The organism is Streptomyces sp. NPDC015171 (assembly GCF_043079545.1).
Taxonomy (GTDB): Bacteria; Actinomycetota; Actinomycetes; order Streptomycetales; family Streptomycetaceae; genus Streptomyces.
Map to the genome: position 1 here is coordinate 237820 of NZ_JBIBUO010000004.1, position 16085 is coordinate 253904.

17 protein-coding genes are annotated in these 16085 nt (G+C 73.1%); 14 read left to right on the forward strand and 3 right to left on the reverse strand.

Going from position 1 to position 16085, the window contains the following annotated elements; genetic code table 11:
• The first annotated feature begins 30 nt into the window (after positions 1-30).
• From ACF073_RS13210 to ACF073_RS13220, 3 genes are read left to right on the forward strand one after another with little or no spacing between them, the layout of a single operon-like run.
• The gene (locus ACF073_RS13210) at positions 31-384 is read left to right on the forward strand and encodes a histidine triad nucleotide-binding protein (protein WP_392069314.1); all 354 of its coding nucleotides are present in this window, start codon (positions 31-33) and stop codon (positions 382-384) included.
• A 6-nt stretch (positions 385-390) separates the two neighbouring features.
• Positions 391-1296 carry a ribonuclease Z gene (locus ACF073_RS13215; protein ID WP_392069315.1) on the forward strand — a complete coding sequence of 302 codons (906 nt, stop codon included), beginning with the start codon at positions 391-393 and terminating at the stop codon, positions 1294-1296.
• Between the two features lie 20 nt (positions 1297-1316).
• Positions 1317-2321, forward strand: a complete 1005-nt coding sequence (locus ACF073_RS13220; protein ID WP_392069316.1) for an adenosine deaminase — start codon at positions 1317-1319, stop codon at positions 2319-2321.
• Here the strand turns inward: ACF073_RS13220 and ACF073_RS13225 are convergent.
• Positions 2294-3613 carry an MFS transporter gene (locus ACF073_RS13225; RefSeq protein ID WP_392069317.1) on the reverse strand — a complete coding sequence of 440 codons (1320 nt, stop codon included), beginning with the start codon at positions 3611-3613 and terminating at the stop codon, positions 2294-2296. The two genes, ACF073_RS13220 and ACF073_RS13225, sit on opposite strands and share 28 nt — an antisense overlap.
• Positions 3614-3861: 248 nt before the next feature.
• Here ACF073_RS13225 and ACF073_RS13230 point away from each other — a divergent pair, with 248 nt between their 5' ends.
• The 6 genes from ACF073_RS13230 (at position 3862) to ACF073_RS13255 (ending at position 9647) form a co-directional block, all read left to right on the forward strand.
• Positions 3862-4809: a 5-dehydro-4-deoxyglucarate dehydratase gene (locus ACF073_RS13230; protein ID WP_392069318.1), complete on the forward strand. Its 948-nt coding sequence runs from the start codon at positions 3862-3864 to the stop codon at positions 4807-4809.
• Between the two features lie 236 nt (positions 4810-5045).
• The gene (locus tag ACF073_RS13235) at positions 5046-6200 is read left to right on the forward strand and encodes a carbohydrate kinase family protein (protein ID WP_392069320.1); all 1155 of its coding nucleotides are present in this window, start codon (positions 5046-5048) and stop codon (positions 6198-6200) included.
• A 192-nt stretch (positions 6201-6392) separates the two neighbouring features.
• Positions 6393-7472, forward strand: coding sequence for a PhoH family protein (locus ACF073_RS13240; RefSeq protein ID WP_392069321.1), 1080 nt, complete (start codon positions 6393-6395; stop codon positions 7470-7472).
• Between the two features lie 12 nt (positions 7473-7484).
• Positions 7485-7982 carry an rRNA maturation RNase YbeY gene (gene ybeY, locus ACF073_RS13245; RefSeq protein ID WP_392069323.1) on the forward strand — a complete coding sequence of 166 codons (498 nt, stop codon included), beginning with the start codon at positions 7485-7487 and terminating at the stop codon, positions 7980-7982.
• Positions 7983-7989: 7 nt separating this feature from the next.
• Positions 7990-9291: a hemolysin family protein gene (locus ACF073_RS13250; RefSeq protein ID WP_392069325.1), complete on the forward strand. Its 1302-nt coding sequence runs from the start codon at positions 7990-7992 to the stop codon at positions 9289-9291.
• The gene (locus ACF073_RS13255) at positions 9288-9647 is read left to right on the forward strand and encodes an MmcQ/YjbR family DNA-binding protein (protein WP_392069327.1); all 360 of its coding nucleotides are present in this window, start codon (positions 9288-9290) and stop codon (positions 9645-9647) included. Before ACF073_RS13250 ends, ACF073_RS13255 begins: the two co-directional genes overlap by 4 nt.
• Here the strand turns inward: ACF073_RS13255 and ACF073_RS13260 are convergent.
• Entirely contained in the window at positions 9609-11048 is a 1440-nt protein-coding gene (locus ACF073_RS13260; protein WP_392069329.1) for an MFS transporter, read from the reverse strand. The two genes, ACF073_RS13255 and ACF073_RS13260, sit on opposite strands and share 39 nt — an antisense overlap.
• 148 nt (positions 11049-11196) lie before the next feature.
• Between ACF073_RS13260 and ACF073_RS13265 the strand changes: the two genes are divergently transcribed.
• The 5 genes from ACF073_RS13265 (at position 11197) to ACF073_RS13285 (ending at position 15673) form a co-directional block, all read left to right on the forward strand.
• Positions 11197-12018, forward strand: a complete 822-nt coding sequence (locus ACF073_RS13265; RefSeq protein ID WP_392069982.1) for a helix-turn-helix transcriptional regulator — start codon at positions 11197-11199, stop codon at positions 12016-12018.
• Positions 12019-12046: 28 nt separating this feature from the next.
• Positions 12047-12400, forward strand: coding sequence for a cytidine deaminase (locus ACF073_RS13270; RefSeq protein ID WP_392069331.1), 354 nt, complete (start codon positions 12047-12049; stop codon positions 12398-12400).
• Positions 12401-12600: 200 nt separating this feature from the next.
• The gene (locus ACF073_RS13275) at positions 12601-13077 is read left to right on the forward strand and encodes a hypothetical protein (RefSeq protein ID WP_392069333.1); all 477 of its coding nucleotides are present in this window, start codon (positions 12601-12603) and stop codon (positions 13075-13077) included.
• 151 nt (positions 13078-13228) lie between these two features.
• Entirely contained in the window at positions 13229-14557 is a 1329-nt protein-coding gene (locus tag ACF073_RS13280) for a beta-xylosidase (RefSeq protein WP_392069335.1), read from the forward strand.
• A 99-nt stretch (positions 14558-14656) separates the two neighbouring features.
• Positions 14657-15673, forward strand: coding sequence for a WxL protein peptidoglycan domain-containing protein (locus ACF073_RS13285; protein ID WP_392069337.1), 1017 nt, complete (start codon positions 14657-14659; stop codon positions 15671-15673).
• Here the strand turns inward: ACF073_RS13285 and ACF073_RS13290 are convergent.
• Positions 15567-15905, reverse strand: a complete 339-nt coding sequence (locus ACF073_RS13290; RefSeq protein ID WP_392069339.1) for a P-II family nitrogen regulator — start codon at positions 15903-15905, stop codon at positions 15567-15569. The genes ACF073_RS13285 and ACF073_RS13290 overlap by 107 nt on opposite strands.
• Between the last annotated feature and the right edge of the window lie 180 nt (positions 15906-16085).

Sequence of the window (16085 nt, forward strand, 5' to 3'; positions counted from 1 at the left end):
CCCACGGAATTGATCACAGGAGGCACACGCATGGCCGGAGAACCGCAGGACGACTGCCTGTTCTGCAAGATCGTCGCGGGGGACGTCCCGGCGACGATCGTCCGCGAGACGGAGACCACCGTCGCCTTCCGGGACATAAATCCCCAGGCCCCGACCCACATCCTGGTGATCCCCAAGGCCCACTACGAGAACGCCGCGACGCTGGCCGCCGGCGCCCCGCAGCTCGCGGCCGACGTCCTCGCCGCGACGCAGGCCGTCGCCGACGAGGAGAAGCTGGACAGCTACCGCCTCGTGTTCAACACCGGCAGCGGCGCGGGCCAGACCGTCTTCCACGCCCACGCCCACGTCCTCGGCGGCCGCGGCCTGCAGTGGCCGCCCGGCTAGCGCACCATGTCCGTCCGTGAACTGGTGGTCCTCGGCACCGCGAGCCAGGTCCCGACCCGGCACCGCAACCACAACGGCTATCTGCTGCGCTGGGACGGCGAGGGCCTCCTGTTCGACCCCGGCGAGGGCACCCAGCGGCAGATGCTGCGCGCCGGGGTCGCCGCCCACGACCTGAACCGGCTCTGCGTCACGCACTTCCACGGCGACCACTGCCTCGGTCTCGCGGGAGTCATCCAGCGGATCAACCTGGACCGGGTGCCGCACGAGGTCACCGCGCACTACCCGCGCTCCGGCCGGCGCTTCTTCGACCGGCTGCGGTACGCCACCGCCTACCGGGAGACGGTCCGCCTCACCGAGGCCCCGGTCGATACCGACGGCGTCCTCGCGGTGACCCCGTCGTACACCCTGGAGGCCCGCAGGCTCTCCCACCCCGTCGAGTCCTACGGCTACCGGCTGATCGAACCCGACGGCCGCCGGATGCTGCCCGAGCGGCTCGCCGCGCACGGGATCAGGGGCGCGGACGTGGGCGTGCTCCAGCGCACCGGCCGGCTCGGCGAGGTGACCCTGGAGGACGTCAGCGAGGTGCGGCGCGGGCAGCGGTTCGCGTTCGTCATGGACACCCGGCTCTGCGAGGGCGTGCACGCGCTCGCGGACGGCTGCGACCTGCTCGTCATCGAGTCCACGTTCCTCGACGAGGACGTCGAACTGGCCGTCGAGCACGGGCATCTGACGGCCGGGCAGGCCGCCGCCGTGGCCCGGGACGCCGGCGTGCGGCACCTCGTCCTCACCCACTTCAGCCAGCGCTACTCCGACCCCGAGGAGTTCGAGCGGCAGGCGCGGGCGGCCGGATTCGCCGGGGAGCTGACGGTGGCGTACGACCTGCAGCGAGTGCCGGTTCCGAAACGGCGGTAAAGCGCCCGTACGATGCTTTGATGCCCCTCCCGAAAGCAGAACTGCACCTGCACATCGAAGGCACCCTGGAGCCTGAGCTGGCCTTCGAGCTGGCCGCCCGCAACGGTGTCACCCTCCCGCACGCGGACACCGACGCCCTGCGCGAGGCGTACCGGTTCAAGGACCTCCAGTCCTTCCTGAACCTGTACTACGAGCTGATGACCGTCCTGCGCACCGAGCGGGACTTCACCGACCTGGCCAACGCCTATCTGGCCCGGGCCGCCGCACAGGGCGTGCGGCACGCGGAGATCTTCTTCGACCCGCAGGCCCACATCGCGCGGGGACTGAGCCTGGGCACGGTCGTGGAGGGGCTGTGGCGGGCGCTCGGCGACAGCGAGCAGAACCACGGCGTCTCCACCAAGCTCATCATGTGCTTCCTGCGCGACGAGTCCGCCGACTGGGCGCTGGAGACGCTGCAGGCCGCGACGCCGTATCTGGACCGGATCACCGGGATCGGCCTGGACTCCGCCGAGGTCGGGCATCCGCCGGCGAAGTTCCGCGAGGTGTACGACGCGGCCGCCGCGCTCGGCCTGCGCCGGGTCGCGCACGCGGGTGAGGAGGGGCCGCCGGCGTACATCACCGAGGCGCTGGACGTGCTCGGTGTGGAGCGCGTCGACCACGGGCTGCGCTGCCTGGAGGACCCGGTGCTGGTCGAGCGGCTGGTCCGGGAACGGATCCCGCTCACCCTGTGCCCGCTGTCCAACGTCCGGCTGCGCGCCGTGGAGACCCTGGCCGACCACCCGCTGCCCGCCATGCTCGACGCGGGCCTGCTGTGCACGGTCAACTCCGACGACCCGGCGTACTTCGGCGGGTACGCGGGCGACAACTTCGACGCCGTGCGCACGACCCTGGACCTGGGCGAGGACCGCCTGCGGGAGCTGGCCCGCAACTCCTTCCTCGCCTCCTTCCTGGAGGACGACGAGGAGCGCAGGGCCCGGTACCTCGCCGAGGTCGACGCCTACGAGTTCGGGGACGCGGTGTCGTAGGCGCGCTGGGCGGGGACGGCGGGCGTTTCCACCGGGAGTTCCACGACGGGGATCTGGCGCACCGGGAGTTCCCTCGCGGGGACCTCGCCGACCGGGATCTCCACCACGGCGAACTCCCTGACCGGACCGGGGCGCCTGCCGTGGCGCAGGGCCACCGCCGTCATGGGCACGGCGACCAGCAGCAGTCCGGCGGCCAGGACCCCGCCCATCGCCGGGAAGCCCGCCCGGTCCGCGAGCACGCTCCCGGTCAGCGGGCCCGCCGCCGTGCCCAGCGAGGACGCCGAGCCGACCAGCACGGTCCAGCGGCCCCGCGGGTCCAGGGACGCGGCCAGCGCGATGACGTACGACAGCACGACCGGGTAGAGCAGGTTCCAGGCGATCTCGCCGGCCGCGAACGCCCGCAGGTCGGTCGCCGCCGCGCTGAGCGCGATACAGCCCGCGATCAGCACCGTACCGGCGCCGATGGGCACGGCCCGGCCCAGCCGCCGGCCGAGCGCGCCGGCGCCGACGACCCCGAGCAGTCCGGCGCCGAGCGCGACCGCGAAGACCGCGCCGACGGTGACCTCGCCGAGATGGGCCTGGTCGAGCCCGATCCGGCCGCTGACGCCCCACAGGGAGTTCTGGGCGAGGGACCAGAAGGCCAGCGCGGCCGCCAGCAGCAGGCCCGCGCGGGGGTGGGGGAGGCGGTCGTGGCCGACGGCGGCGCGGGTCGCGGCCGGGCAGGCGGACAGCCGGCCGGTGAGCGGCCAGACGGCGAGCGCGGTCAGGGCGAGCGCGGCGGGCGGGAGGCCGTGGCCGGGGCCGAGATGAGGGATTGTCAGGTACAGGGCGCCCGCGAGGGCGGAGACGCCGAGCAGGCCGAGCGTGGTGACCCGGTGCGGGTCGTTCGCCCACCCCCTCGGCGCCGCCCCGGCCGGGGCCGCTCCCACGGCCGCGATGCCGCTCGCGGCCACCGCCGTGACCGTGCCGGACCCGAAACCGCCGACCACCGCGCCCGCGACGACCGCCGGTACGGAGGCGGTGACGGCGGCGGCGCCGTAGCCGAGGAAGGCGAGCGCGAGGCCCGCGCGGGCGAGGGTGCGGGGGCCGGTCCGGTCCACCCGGGAGGCCAGCAGGAAGCCCGCGGTGGCCGAACTCAGCAGCAGGGCGCTGCCGATGGCGCCGGCCTGGGTGGCGGTGAGCGGGAGCCCGCTGTCGAGTCTGCCGACGGTGGTGGGCAGCAGATAGGGGGCGAGGTACCCGGCCGTGAAGAGGGCGACGAGGGGCCAGGGCAGGGTGCGGGGGGCGGACACGGGCGTTCCCAGGGCAGGCGGAGACCGCGCCTCGGAGTGAGGGCGGTGCGGGGGGAGGGGGCGACGACCGTCGACGGACAGGAACGCGCGAGCAAGTTGTATCAAGCACGCGGTACCGGAAGAAGGGTGACGGGGAGTCCGAAAGATGTGATCCGGGCCACAGTTGAGTTTGTCGGTAGTGAAGGGGGGTAGAAGCGATGCGGCGCTGTTCGCATATGTGGACGGCATTCACAAGAGGAGATGATCTGGTGGGCGGCGACCCGGCTCCGCGGCACCTGGTGCGACGACTGCGGGAGGGGATGGCGCGCGGTGTGCTGTCCTTCCCGCTCACCGCTTTCCACGACGACGGCACCCTCGACCCCGAGGGACTGCGCGCCCATGTGGCCGGCCGGCTCGCGGCGGGGCCCGGCGCGCTCTTCCCGGCCTGCGGCACCGGCGAGTTCTTCTCGCTGGACGAGGAGGAGTACCGGACCGTCGTCACCGTCGCCGTCGAGGAGGCGGCGGGACGGGTGCCGGTGGTGGCCGGCACCGGATACGGCTGGGCGCAGGCCGCCCGGTTCGCGCGGATCGCCGAGGAGGCCGGCGCCGACGCGCTGCTCGTGCTGCCGCACTATCTGGCCGACGCCCCTCAGGACGGCCTCGCCGCGCAGCTGGAGCGGCTCGCCGCCCGCACCCGGCTGCCGCTGATCGCCTATCAGCGCGGCCGGGTCGCCTACTCCGTGGACGCGCTGCGCCGGGTCGCCCGCATCCCCACCCTGATCGGCCTCAAGGACGGGCACAGCGACCTGGACCGGCTCCAGCGCCTCACCCTCGCCGCCCCCGACGGCTTCCTGTTCTTCAACGGAGCCGCCACCGCCGAGATCCAGGCCCGCGCCTACGCCGCCGTCGGCGTCCCCGCCTACTCCTCCGCCGTGCACGCCTTCGCCCCCGAGATCGCCGGCGCCTTCTTCGCCGCGCTGCGCGACGCGGACCACGGCACCGCCGACAAGCTGCTGCGCGACTTCTACGTCCCGTTCGTCGAACTCCGCGACCGGGCGCCCGGATACGCCGTGTCCCTGGTGAAGGCGGCGGCCCGGCTGCGCGGGCAGCGCGTCGGCCCCGTGCGCGCCCCGCTCGCCGACCCCGCGCCCGCCGACCTCGCCGAGCTGCGGACCCTGCTCGCCGCCGGGCTCGACCTCGTGGGAGCCGCCCTGTGACCCGTGGCCGCCGGGCTCGGTGAGGCCCTGGGCGACACCCGGTGTCCGGACCCGGCCCGGCCGCCGGCCGGTCATGGATGTGAACACCGGGCGTCCCGCCTTCACGGCCGCCCGGATCGCGGTGCCCGACGCGCCCGGTCACCGGCGCTGCCCCGCCGGTGACCGGCGCCGCGCGGGATCCCGGTGCGTGACCTGGTGCACACTGGCGAGAACCGCACCACGCCAGGGAGCGCACCGTGACGCCGTCGCACACCCTCACCGGAGAGGAACCGGAACACCTCACGCAGGCAGCGCGCTGCCAGGCGCAGGTCGACCCGCTCGCGGCGCGGCGCGCCCCGGGCGATCCCCCCTGGGACGTCTACCTCACCGGCACGGTCTTCCTCGACATCATCTTCACCGGCCTGGACTCCGCGCCGGTGCGCGGCACCGAGTCCTGGGCCCGGGGCATGGGATCGAGCCCCGGCGGGGTCGCCAACATGGCCGCCGCCCTGGCCCGGCTCGGCCTGCGCACCGCCCTCGCCGCGGCCTTCGGCGACGACCACTACGGCGAGTACTGCTGGGACGCGCTGGAGCGGGGCGAGGGCATCGATCTCTCGGCCTCGCGGACCGTGCCCGGCTGGCACTCCCCGGTGACCGTCTCCATGGCCTACGAGGGCGAGCGGACGATGGTCTCGCACGGCCACGAGCCGCCCTCGCAGGCCGTGTTCATCCAGGAGGCCGCGCAGGCCCCGCCCCGGGCCCGGGCCGCCGTCGCCTCCCTCACACCGGGCCGCAGCGCGCCGTGGATCGCGCGGGCCGCCCGCGAGGGCGCCCGTATCTTCGCCGACGTCGGCTGGGACGAGACGGGTGCCTGGGACCTGGCCGGCCTCGCCGAGCTGGAGCACTGCGAGGCGTTCCTGCCCAACGCGGAGGAGGCGAAGCGGTACACCGGGTCCGACTGCCCGCGGCTCGCCGCGCACGCCCTGACCGCCCATGTGCCGGTGGCCGTGGTGACCCTGGGGGCGGAGGGGGCGTACGCGGTGGACCGGCGGACGGGGGAGACGGCGGAGGTGCCGGCCATCGCGGTGGAGGCACTGGATCCGACGGGGGCGGGCGACGTCTTCGTCGCCGGGTTCGTGACGGGGTCCCTGGCGGGGTGGCCGCTGGCCGACCGGCTGGCCTTCGCCGGGCTCACGGCCGCGCTGTCGGTGCAGGAGTTCGGGGGGTCCCTGTCCGCGCCGGGGTGGTCGGAGATCGGGGCCTGGTGGCGGCGCGTGCAGTCGCTGCCGGGGCAGGACCCCAAGGCGCTGGAGCGGTACGCGTTCCTGGACGGTCTCGTGCCGAAAGAGCTGGACCGGCCCTGGCCGCTGCGCCGTGCCGTGCCGACCATCGGATTCCGCCGCTCCGGCTGACGTACCGGGGCGGACCAGCGGGACTTCCCCGGGCCCCGTCCCGCCCGGCCGGCCGGGACCGCCGGCCGGGCAGGGCCCCGCGCAAAAGTCCTACTGGCTTGTCAGCCCCCCGTCGTACTCTTGGTGGTGCGAGGCCGCCCTCAGCCAGGCGGCCATGACCAGGAGGAAGCGCAGGCCCTTCAGAGCCGGCCCATGACACAGACACCCACAGCTCATACCCCCGCGCAGGAGCAGGCGAGAGCGCAGTTCACCGTCCCCGCCCAGCACCCCATGGTGACCGTCCTGGGTTCCGGCGACTCCCTCCTGCGCGTGATCGAGAAGGCCTTCCCGGCGGCCGACATCCACGTCCGGGGCAATGAGGTCAGCGCGGTCGGCGATCCGGCCGACGTCGCCCTGATCTCGCGCGTGTTCGATGAGATGATGCTGGTGCTCCGCACCGGGCAGCCGATGACGGAGGACGCAGTGGAACGCTCGATCGCCATGCTCAAGGCGAGCGAGAACGGGACGAGCGACGGCCCGGAGACCCCGGCGCAGGTGCTGACGCAGAACATCCTGTCCTCGCGGGGCCGCACGATCCGCCCCAAGACCCTCAACCAGAAGCGGTACGTCGACGCGATCGACCACCACACGATCGTCTTCGGCATCGGCCCCGCCGGTACGGGCAAGACCTACCTGGCCATGGCCAAGGCCGTGCAGGCCCTGCAGTCCAAGCAGGTCAACCGCATCATCCTGACCCGTCCCGCGGTGGAGGCCGGCGAGCGCCTCGGCTTCCTGCCGGGCACGCTCTACGAGAAGATCGACCCGTATCTGCGCCCGCTGTACGACGCGCTGCACGACATGCTCGACCCCGACTCGATCCCCCGGCTGATGGCGGCCGGCACGATCGAGGTCGCGCCGCTCGCGTACATGCGCGGCCGTACGCTCAACGACGCCTTCATCATCCTGGACGAGGCCCAGAACACGAGCCCCGAGCAGATGAAGATGTTCCTCACCCGCCTCGGCTTCGACTCGAAGATCGTGATCACCGGTGACGTGACGCAGGTCGACCTGCCGAACGGCACCAAGAGCGGTCTGCGGCAGGTCCAGGAGATCCTGGAGGGCGTGGAGGACGTCCACTTCTCCCGGCTGTCGTCCCAGGATGTCGTCCGGCACAAGCTGGTGGGCCGTATCGTCGACGCGTACGAGCAGTACGACAGCAAGAACGGCACCGAGAACGGCACCCACAAGGGCGGCCGTGGCAGAACGGGCGCCAAGGGCTCCAAGGGGAAGTAGACCAGTACGGCCATGTCGATCGACGTCAACAATGAGTCCGGTACCGAGGTAGACGAGCAGGCGATCCTCGACATCGCCCGCTATGCGCTCGCGCGGATGCGCATCCACCCGCTCTCCGAGCTCTCGGTGATCGTCGTGGACGCCGACGCCATGGAGCAGCTGCACATCCAGTGGATGGACCTGCCGGGGCCCACCGATGTCATGTCCTTCCCGATGGACGAGCTGCGTCCGCCGTCGAAGGACGAGGAGGAGCCTCCGCAGGGCCTCCTCGGCGACATCGTGCTCTGCCCGGAGGTCGCCGCCAGGCAGGGGGCCGAGGCGCCCACGCAGCACTCCATGGACGAGGAGCTCCAGCTGCTCACCGTCCACGGCGTGCTGCACCTGCTCGGGTACGACCACGAGGAGCCCGACGAGAAGGCGGAGATGTTCGGGCTGCAGGCCGCCATCGTGGACGGGTGGCGGGCCGAGCACGGCCTGACCGGCCCGTCCCCGGCGCCGACGGTCTCGTAGCCGGCCGATGTCTGTGCAGATCGTGATCGGCGCGATCGCGCTGGTGGTCGTCGCCTGGCTCGCCGCCTGCGCGGAGGCGGGCCTGGCGCGCGTCTCCAGCTTCCGGGCCGAGGAGGCCGTGAAGTCGGGGCGCCGGGGCAGCGCGCGGCTGGCCCAGATCGCCGCCGACCCCACCCGCTATCTCAACGTCGCCCTGCTGGTCCGGGTGGCCTGCGAGATGGCCGCCGCCGCCCTGGTGACCTACGCCTGCCTGCAGGAGTTCACCGAGACCTGGCAGGCCCTGCTGGTCGCCATCGGCGTGATGGTGCTCGTGTCGTACGTCGCCGTCGGCGTCTCGCCGCGCACCATCGGCCGCCAGCACCCGCTCAACACGGCGACCGTCGCGGCGTACGTGCTGCTGCCGCTGGCCCGGATCATGGGGCCCGTCCCGTCCCTGCTGATCCTCATCGGCAACGCGCTCACCCCCGGCAAGGGCTTCCGGCGCGGCCCCTTCGCCTCCGAGGCGGAGCTGCGCGCGCTGGTCGACCTGGCCGAGAAGGAGTCGCTGATCGAGGACGAGGAGCGCCGCATGGTGCACTCGGTCTTCGAGCTGGGCGACACCCTGGTGCGCGAGGTGATGGTGCCGCGCACCGACCTGGTCGTCATCGAGCGGTACAAGACCATCCGGCAGGCCCTCACCCTCGCCCTGCGCTCCGGGTTCTCCCGGATCCCGGTCACCGGCGAGAGCGAGGACGACATCGTCGGGATCGTGTATCTGAAGGACCTGGTCCGCAAGACGCACATCAGCCGGGAGGCGGAGGGCGACCTGGTCTCCACGGCCATGCGCCCGGCCGTGTTCGTGCCCGACACCAAGAACGCCGGCGACCTGCTGCGCGAGATGCAGAAGGAACGCAACCACGTCGCCGTCGTCATCGACGAGTACGGCGGCACCGCCGGGATCGTCACCATCGAGGACATCCTGGAGGAGATCGTCGGCGAGATCACCGACGAGTACGACCGGGAACTCCCGCCGGTGGAGGACCTCGGCGAGGACCGCTTCCGGGTCACGGCCCGCCTGGACATCACCGACCTCGGCGAGCTGTACGGCCTGGAGGAGTACGACGACGAGGACGTGGAGACGGTCGGCGGGCTGCTCGCCAAGGCGCTCGGCCGGGTGCCCATCGCCGGTGCCTCGGCCGAGGTCGAACTGCCCGACGGGCGCAGGCTGCGGCTGACGGCGGAGGCGGCGGCCGGCCGCCGGAACAAGATCGTCACGGTGCTGGTGGAGCCCCTGTCCGCATCCGTCGCCGAGGAGGCCGCACCGGAGTGACCCCGAAGGAGCTGCGTGCCTTGTGCCTGTCCTTCAACGCCGCCGTGGAGGACTTCCCGTTCAACCCGGAGACCTCGGTCTTCAAGGTGCTGGGCAAGATGTTCGCCCTGACGGCCCTGGACGGGCGGCCCCTGACGGTCAACCTCAAGTGCGACCCGGAGGACGCGATCCGGCTGCGCGGCGAGCACGAGGGGCTGGTCGTCCCCGGCTGGCACATGAACAAACGGCACTGGAACACCGTGACGGCCGACGGCCGGCTCCCGGACCGGCTGGTCCGGGAGCTGATCGAGGATTCGTACGACCTGGTCGTCGCCGGTCTACCGCGCGCCGAGCGGCTGCGCCTCGACCGTCCGTGACCTGAGGCCGAGGCCGATCAGGACGGCTGCCGCCAGCACCACCAGCGCGTCCAGGGCGAGCACCGTGCGCGTCCCGGCCAGCAGGTCGTCCGAGGTGGTGGCCAGCACGCCCAGCAGCGGGATGCCGACCGTGAGGCCCACCTGCTGGGTGGAGGTCACCAGGCCGGTGGCCAGGCCCTGCTCCTCGTCCGGCACGCCGGAGGTGACGGTGAGCCCGTACGAGACGATCGCGCCCAGGTGGCACATGCTCGCGAGGGACAGGGCCGCCGTGGCCGGCCACACCGACCAGGTGTGGGCGTTCAGCAGGAGCAGGGCCGCCACCAGCGCGCCCTGGCCGGCCAGCGAGCCCACCAGGGTGCGGCGGGTGCCGAACCTGCCGATGACCCTGGCCGCGAGCGCGCCGGCGACGGCCGACAGGACGCCCTGGACACCGAAGACCAGACCGGTCTCGAAGGCCGACAGACGCAGGACCTCCTGCAGGTACAGGGTCAGGACGAAGATCACCGTCGACATCATCGAGAAGGTGACGAGGCCGCCCAGATTGCCCCAGGCCACCGTGCGGCGGCGCAGCATCGGGAGCGAGACGAGGGGGGCCGCCGAGCGGGACTCGATCACGGCGAACGCGGTCAGCAGCAGCAGGCCGGCGACCAGCGTGGCCAGGACGTCCGCGTGGCCGAAGCCGTGGTCGGCGGCCGTGGACAGGGAGTAGATCAGCGACAGCAGACCGGTGGTGACGGTGACCGCTCCGGGCACGTCGAGCCGCGGGCGCCGGGGGGTGCGGGACTCCGGCAGCAGACCGGGCGCCAGCGGCAGGACGATCAGCGCGAACACCGTGAGCAGGGCCATCGTGGAGCGCCAGCCGAGCGTGTCCGTCAGCACCCCGCCCGCGACCATGCCGACGGTGAAGCCCAGCGACAGCAGCGTGCCGGAGATGCCGAGGGCGCGGTCCCGGGCCGGGCCCTCCGGGAAGGTGGTGGTCAGCAGGGACATGCCGGTCGGCACGATCGCCGCCGCGCCGATGCCCTGCAGCGCGCGCCCGGCCAGGAAGGACGCCGGGTTCCAGGCCAGCGTCGCCAGCAGCGAGGCCGAGCCGAACAGGGCGAGGCCGATCAGGAACAGCCTGCGCCGCCCGTACAGGTCGCCGACGCGGCCGAACAGGAGCAGGAACCCGCCCGAGGGCAGCGCGAAGGCGGTGACCGCCCACTGCAGGGCGGAGCGGCTCATACCGAGGTCGCCGCCGAGGACGGGCAGGGCCACGTTGAGCACGGAGAAGTCCAGCGCGACCATGAACTGGGCCGCGCACAGGACGAACAGGACGAGCTTGTCGCGCGTCGACAGCCGGGGGGTGCCGAGCGATTCGCCCGCGGGGGCGGTGGATTGGGTGGTGGTGTCGATCGCCATGGCACGAGCGTGCGGCGGCCGGAACAATCCTGGGGAGTCGGAACTTATGGTGGTGGTGGTACCACCAGCGACGACGGGGGAGGAGCGGTACGTGCCTGCTGTGGGGGCGACGAGGAGTCGACGGCATTCCGAGCTGCGCGAGTTCCTGATGAGCCGGCGGGCCCGGGTCAGTCCGGAGGACGCCGGACTGCCGGGCGGCGGCGGCCGGCGCCGTACGCCCGGACTGCGCCGGGAGGAGGTCGCGGTGCTCGCCGGTGTCGGCGCCTCCTGGTACCAGTGGCTGGAGCAGGGGCGGGACATCTCCGTCTCCCCGCAGGTCCTCGACGCCGTCGCCCGGGTGCTCCGGCTCAGCGACGCCGAACGCCGGCACCTGTACCTGCTGGCCGGGCTGAACCCGCCCGCGCCCGAAGTCGTGGCCGACCGGCGGGACATGTGCGAGGGGCTGCGCCGGCTGATCGACACCTGGATGCCGTACCCGGCGCACATCATGGACCTGTACTACAACTGCGTGATGTACAACGACGCGGCGGCGGTCGTGCTCGGGATGCGGCCGGACAACACGCAGAACTGCCTGATCGACTTCTTCGTCGACCCGCTGTACCGGTCGCGCAGCAACAGCTGGGAGCGGAACGCGCGCACGGTCGTGGCGCAGTTCCGGGCCGCGTGCGCGGCCCGCCCGGACGACGAGGGGTTCCGGTCGGTGCTCGCCGAGGTCAGCGCGGCCAGCGCCGAGTTCCGTCAGATGTGGGCGCAGCGCGACATCGAGGACCAGGGGCAGATCCGCAAGGAGCTGGACCATCCGGCGGCCGGGCTGCTGGTCGTGGAGTCGACCGTGATGAAGGTGCCGGCCCGGCCGGACCTGCTGATCGTGCTGCACACCCCGCTGGGCGAGGCGAACACCGCGGCGAAGCTGGAGTGGCTGGCCTCCCCCGAGGGGCGGCGGGGCGCGATGTACCCCGTGGCGGGGTGAACCCGCGACGGCTTCGTATGCTCTGGGCATGACCGAGAGCACCGCGCTTGACCCCGAGGACCGCAAGATCGTCACCCTGGCGCGTTCCGCGCGCGCCCGCAACGGTGTGCCCGAGGGGGCGGCCGTACGGGACGAGACCGGGCGCACGTACGTCGCCGGGTCGGTGGAGCTGGCTTCGCTGAAGCTGAGCGCGCTGCGTACGGCCGTCGCCATGGCCGTGGCGTCCGGCGCCGCCTCCCTGGAGGCGGCGGCCGTGGTGACCGAGGCGGAGTCGCTGCCGGCCGAGGACCTGGCCGCCGTCGCCGACCTCGGCGGTGCCGGGACACCGGTGCTGCTCGCCGGGGCCGACGGGACGGTCCGCAGTACGGTCTCCGCCGGCTGAGCGGGCGCCGGCCGAACAGAAGGTCGGCTGGAATTCAACCTTGTTGGGTCCTCCGTGGCGCGCGTCAATGGGCCATAGGTTCCGACGGACCGTCAGATCCGCACCGCCGTGCAGTGTGCCCGCACCCGCCTGCTCAGGCCTCCCCGTCCGTCGGCGTCCCCACATGGCACCTCCCCCCAAGGAAAGGGAAGCGGATCCCCATGAGAGGCAAGCGCACGGCAACAGGTGCGGCACTGGCCGCCGGGGCCCTCGCGGTCACCGGACTCGCCTTCGCGCCCACCGCGGCCGCCGTCACTCCCCAGACGGCGACCATCAACGCGAGCTGCGGCATCTTCGGCGGCGGGGCGGCAACCCTCACCGCCACCCAGAACGGCACCTCGGCCACCCTCACCCTCACCTCCTCCGCGATCACCACACCGGTCGCGGTCGCCCAGGACTCGATCACCTCCACCCTCACCATGGCCAAGGCCGGCGGCGGCACCGTCGTCTTCAGCGGCACGAAGAACCCGGCCATGAGCGCCGGCTCCTCGGTCAGCGTCGGCCCGCTCCCCGGCACCGTCACCTCCGGCGCCAGCCTGGACGCCTACGGCGGCTCGCTGAAGATGGTGATCTTCGGCATCACCGTGACCTGTACGGCGACGGCCAAGCAGGCTCCCGGCCCGTTCGTCTTCAGCTGACCGACCTGAGCGATCTGTTCCGGATGCCGCAGAAACTGATGATCCGTCAGTTTTCTGCGGCATCTCCATTGACTTCTCACCCCCGCTCCACATCAATGCCCCCTGTCGGCGCAGACGAGCCGCTGCGCCCGCAACCCTCAGGAGGGGGCCCATGGGTTCGACACCCCGAAGATCCCGACGGTGGCGCTGGGCGTCACTGCTCGGGGCGACCGCCCTCGCGGTCACCGCGGGCGGCGCGCTGGCCTGTCCGGCCGGCGCCGCCGGGGCGAACGTGGACTTCGCCACGCACTGCATTCCGCCGGCCGTCGCGGGCATCCCGCCGATCGACGGCACCACCACCGCCAGTGTGTCGGTGGACAACACCACTCCCAAGGTCGGTGACACGGTCTCCGTGACGTACACCGTGGTCACGGCCGCGGCCAGCAACCCCACCGATCTGGCCCTGCCGGCCGACATCATGACCCCGACCGGCAAGGTCACCCTCGGCGGCGCCCAGACCGGGAACGTCACCGTCGCCGGACCGAAGAAGAACCCGCCGGTGCCGGGGCGGGCCGCCTTCCCGTCCTTCTCCATGACCGGCACGTTCACCGTCACCAAGCCCGGCCGGATCACCCTCTCGCCCGGCGACTACAACATCCACACCAGCTACATCCTGGAGCTGGACACCCCCTGCACGGTCATCACCCCGCCCGCCCCGGTCTCGCAGACCATCACCGCGACCGACGGCACCCCGGCCAACACCCGGGCCATCTCGCTGAGTTCCGCCTCCGGTGACCCCGGCGCCGGGGTCACCGTCAGCGGGACGAACTTCACCCCGGGCGCGGCCGTCACCCTGGCCGGACGCTCGGGCGACACCCAGACGGCGGACACCGCGACCGTGACCGCGAACGCCCAGGGCGCCTTCAGCGGCTCGCTCGTCGTCAACGACACGACGACGACCGGGATCGTGGCCTACGAGGGCGGCTCCTGGAACGCGGACAAGGGCGCCGGACCCGCGGCCTACGTCGTCAACGACACCACGCCCGTCCCCGACGGCAGCCAGAAGCTGACCACCACCGTCAAGGCGGGCTCCCTGTCCATGTCCCAGGCCGGGGACGCCGTCGCCCTGTCGGCGGTCGACTTCGGCCAGGGCGGCGCCTCGACCGGCAGCCTGAACACGGTGACCGTCAAGGACTTCCGCGGCGGGCCCGCGGGCTGGTCCCTGACCGGCAAGGTCACCGACTTCAGCGGCCCCGGCGCCCGGATCGACGCGGGCCGGCTGAGCTGGACGCCGGACTGCGCGACCAAGGCGGGCAGCCCGAGCACCTGCAAGGCCGGTTCCGCGGGCCCCGTGGGCACCTCGGGGGCGACCCTCGCGTCCACCCCGAACGGCACGCTCACCGGCGGTGAGTTCACCGTCGACGCCGGCCTCTCCCTGGACGTACCGGCGTTCACGCCTCCGGGCGCGTACTCCGGGGTCCTGACCCTCACGCTCACCTGACCCACCGCACGCCCTCACCGGTGGCCGGGCGCCCCGCCGCACGACCGGGCCGCACCCGCCCGACCGCCGCCACCCCGAGCCCGTGGGGGGTCCGCACCCATGCGCAAGCCGTACGTCCTCCTGCTGAGCCTGCTCTGCCTCCTCCAGCTGCCGTCGGGCACGGCCCGCGCCGCCGACAACGGCAGCTGGTCCGTCTACCCGGTCGCCTCGAAGATCGCCGCGCGGCCCTACTTCACCCTCTCCGCCGAGCCCGGCCAGACCCTCACCGACAAGGTCGCCGTCCAGAACAAGACCGGCCGGCCGCTCACCTTCCGGCTGTACGCGGCCGACGCCTACAACACCGTCCGGGACGGCGGCTTCGCCGTGCGGACCGCGGACGAACGCATGCGCGGGGTGGGCGCCTGGGCCAGGCCCGCGCGGCCCCGGATCACCGTCCCGGGCCACCGGACGGTCACCGTGCCCTTCACCCTGCGGGTGCCCGAGGGCGCCGTACCCGGCGACCACCCGGGCGCCATCGTCGCCCTGGACGAGCGGACCGACCCCGGCAGCGGCCGGGTCGCGCTCGGGGTGCGGCGGGCCGTCGGCGCCCGCGTCTATCTGCGGGTCGGCGGGCCCGTACTCCCCGCGCTCGCCGTCGGACAGGTGCGGATCAGCCACCACCAGCCACTGGTCCCGGGCCTCGGCGACAGCACGGCGACCATCTCCTACACCCTGCGCAACACCGGGAACGTCAGCCTCAGCCCCAAGGTGGAGCTGAAGGCGCGCGGCCTGTTCGGGCGGACGCTGCTCGACCGGGAGCTGACCCGGGTCCCCGCCGAACTGCTGCCGGGGCAGCGGGTGCGGCTCACCGAGACCTGGCGCGGGGCGCCCCAGTTCGACCGGGGTGCCGTGACGCTCACCGCGAGCGCCCCGGACACCCGGGAGTCGGCGAGCGCGTCCTTCCTCGCGCTGCCCTGGCCGCTGCTGGCGCTGGTGTTCGCCGCCGGAGCGCTGACCGGGGCGCTGCCGGTCAGAGCGCGTCGGGTCCGCGCTCGCCGGTCCGCACCCGGACGACCGTCTCCACGGGGACGGACCACACCTTCCCGTCCCCGGTCCTCCCCGTCCGCGCGGCCCTGACGATCGCGTCGATCACCTCGCCGGCGACGGCGTCCTCCACCACGGCCTCGACGCGCGTCTTCGGCACCAGGTCGACCCGGTACTCGGCCCCCCGGTACACCTCGGTGTGGCCGCGCTGCCGGCCGTAGCCGCTCGCCTCGGTCACGGTCAGCCCGTGCACCCCCAGCTCCTGGAGGGCGGTCCTGACCTCGTCCAGACGGGACGGCCTGACGATCGCGGTGATGAGCTGCATACCGGCTCTTGACCTTCTGGGCGGGGGAGGAACGGGGGAGGAGAGGGACGCGCCGACCGGGGCGCACGGCCCGGGACGCCGTGATCGTATGCCGTCCCGGCGCGCGCCGGAACGCCGGGACCGGCGGCCCGTCGGCGCCCGCTCGGCCGCCCGTGGAAGGGGCGTGCGCCCGGGTTGTAC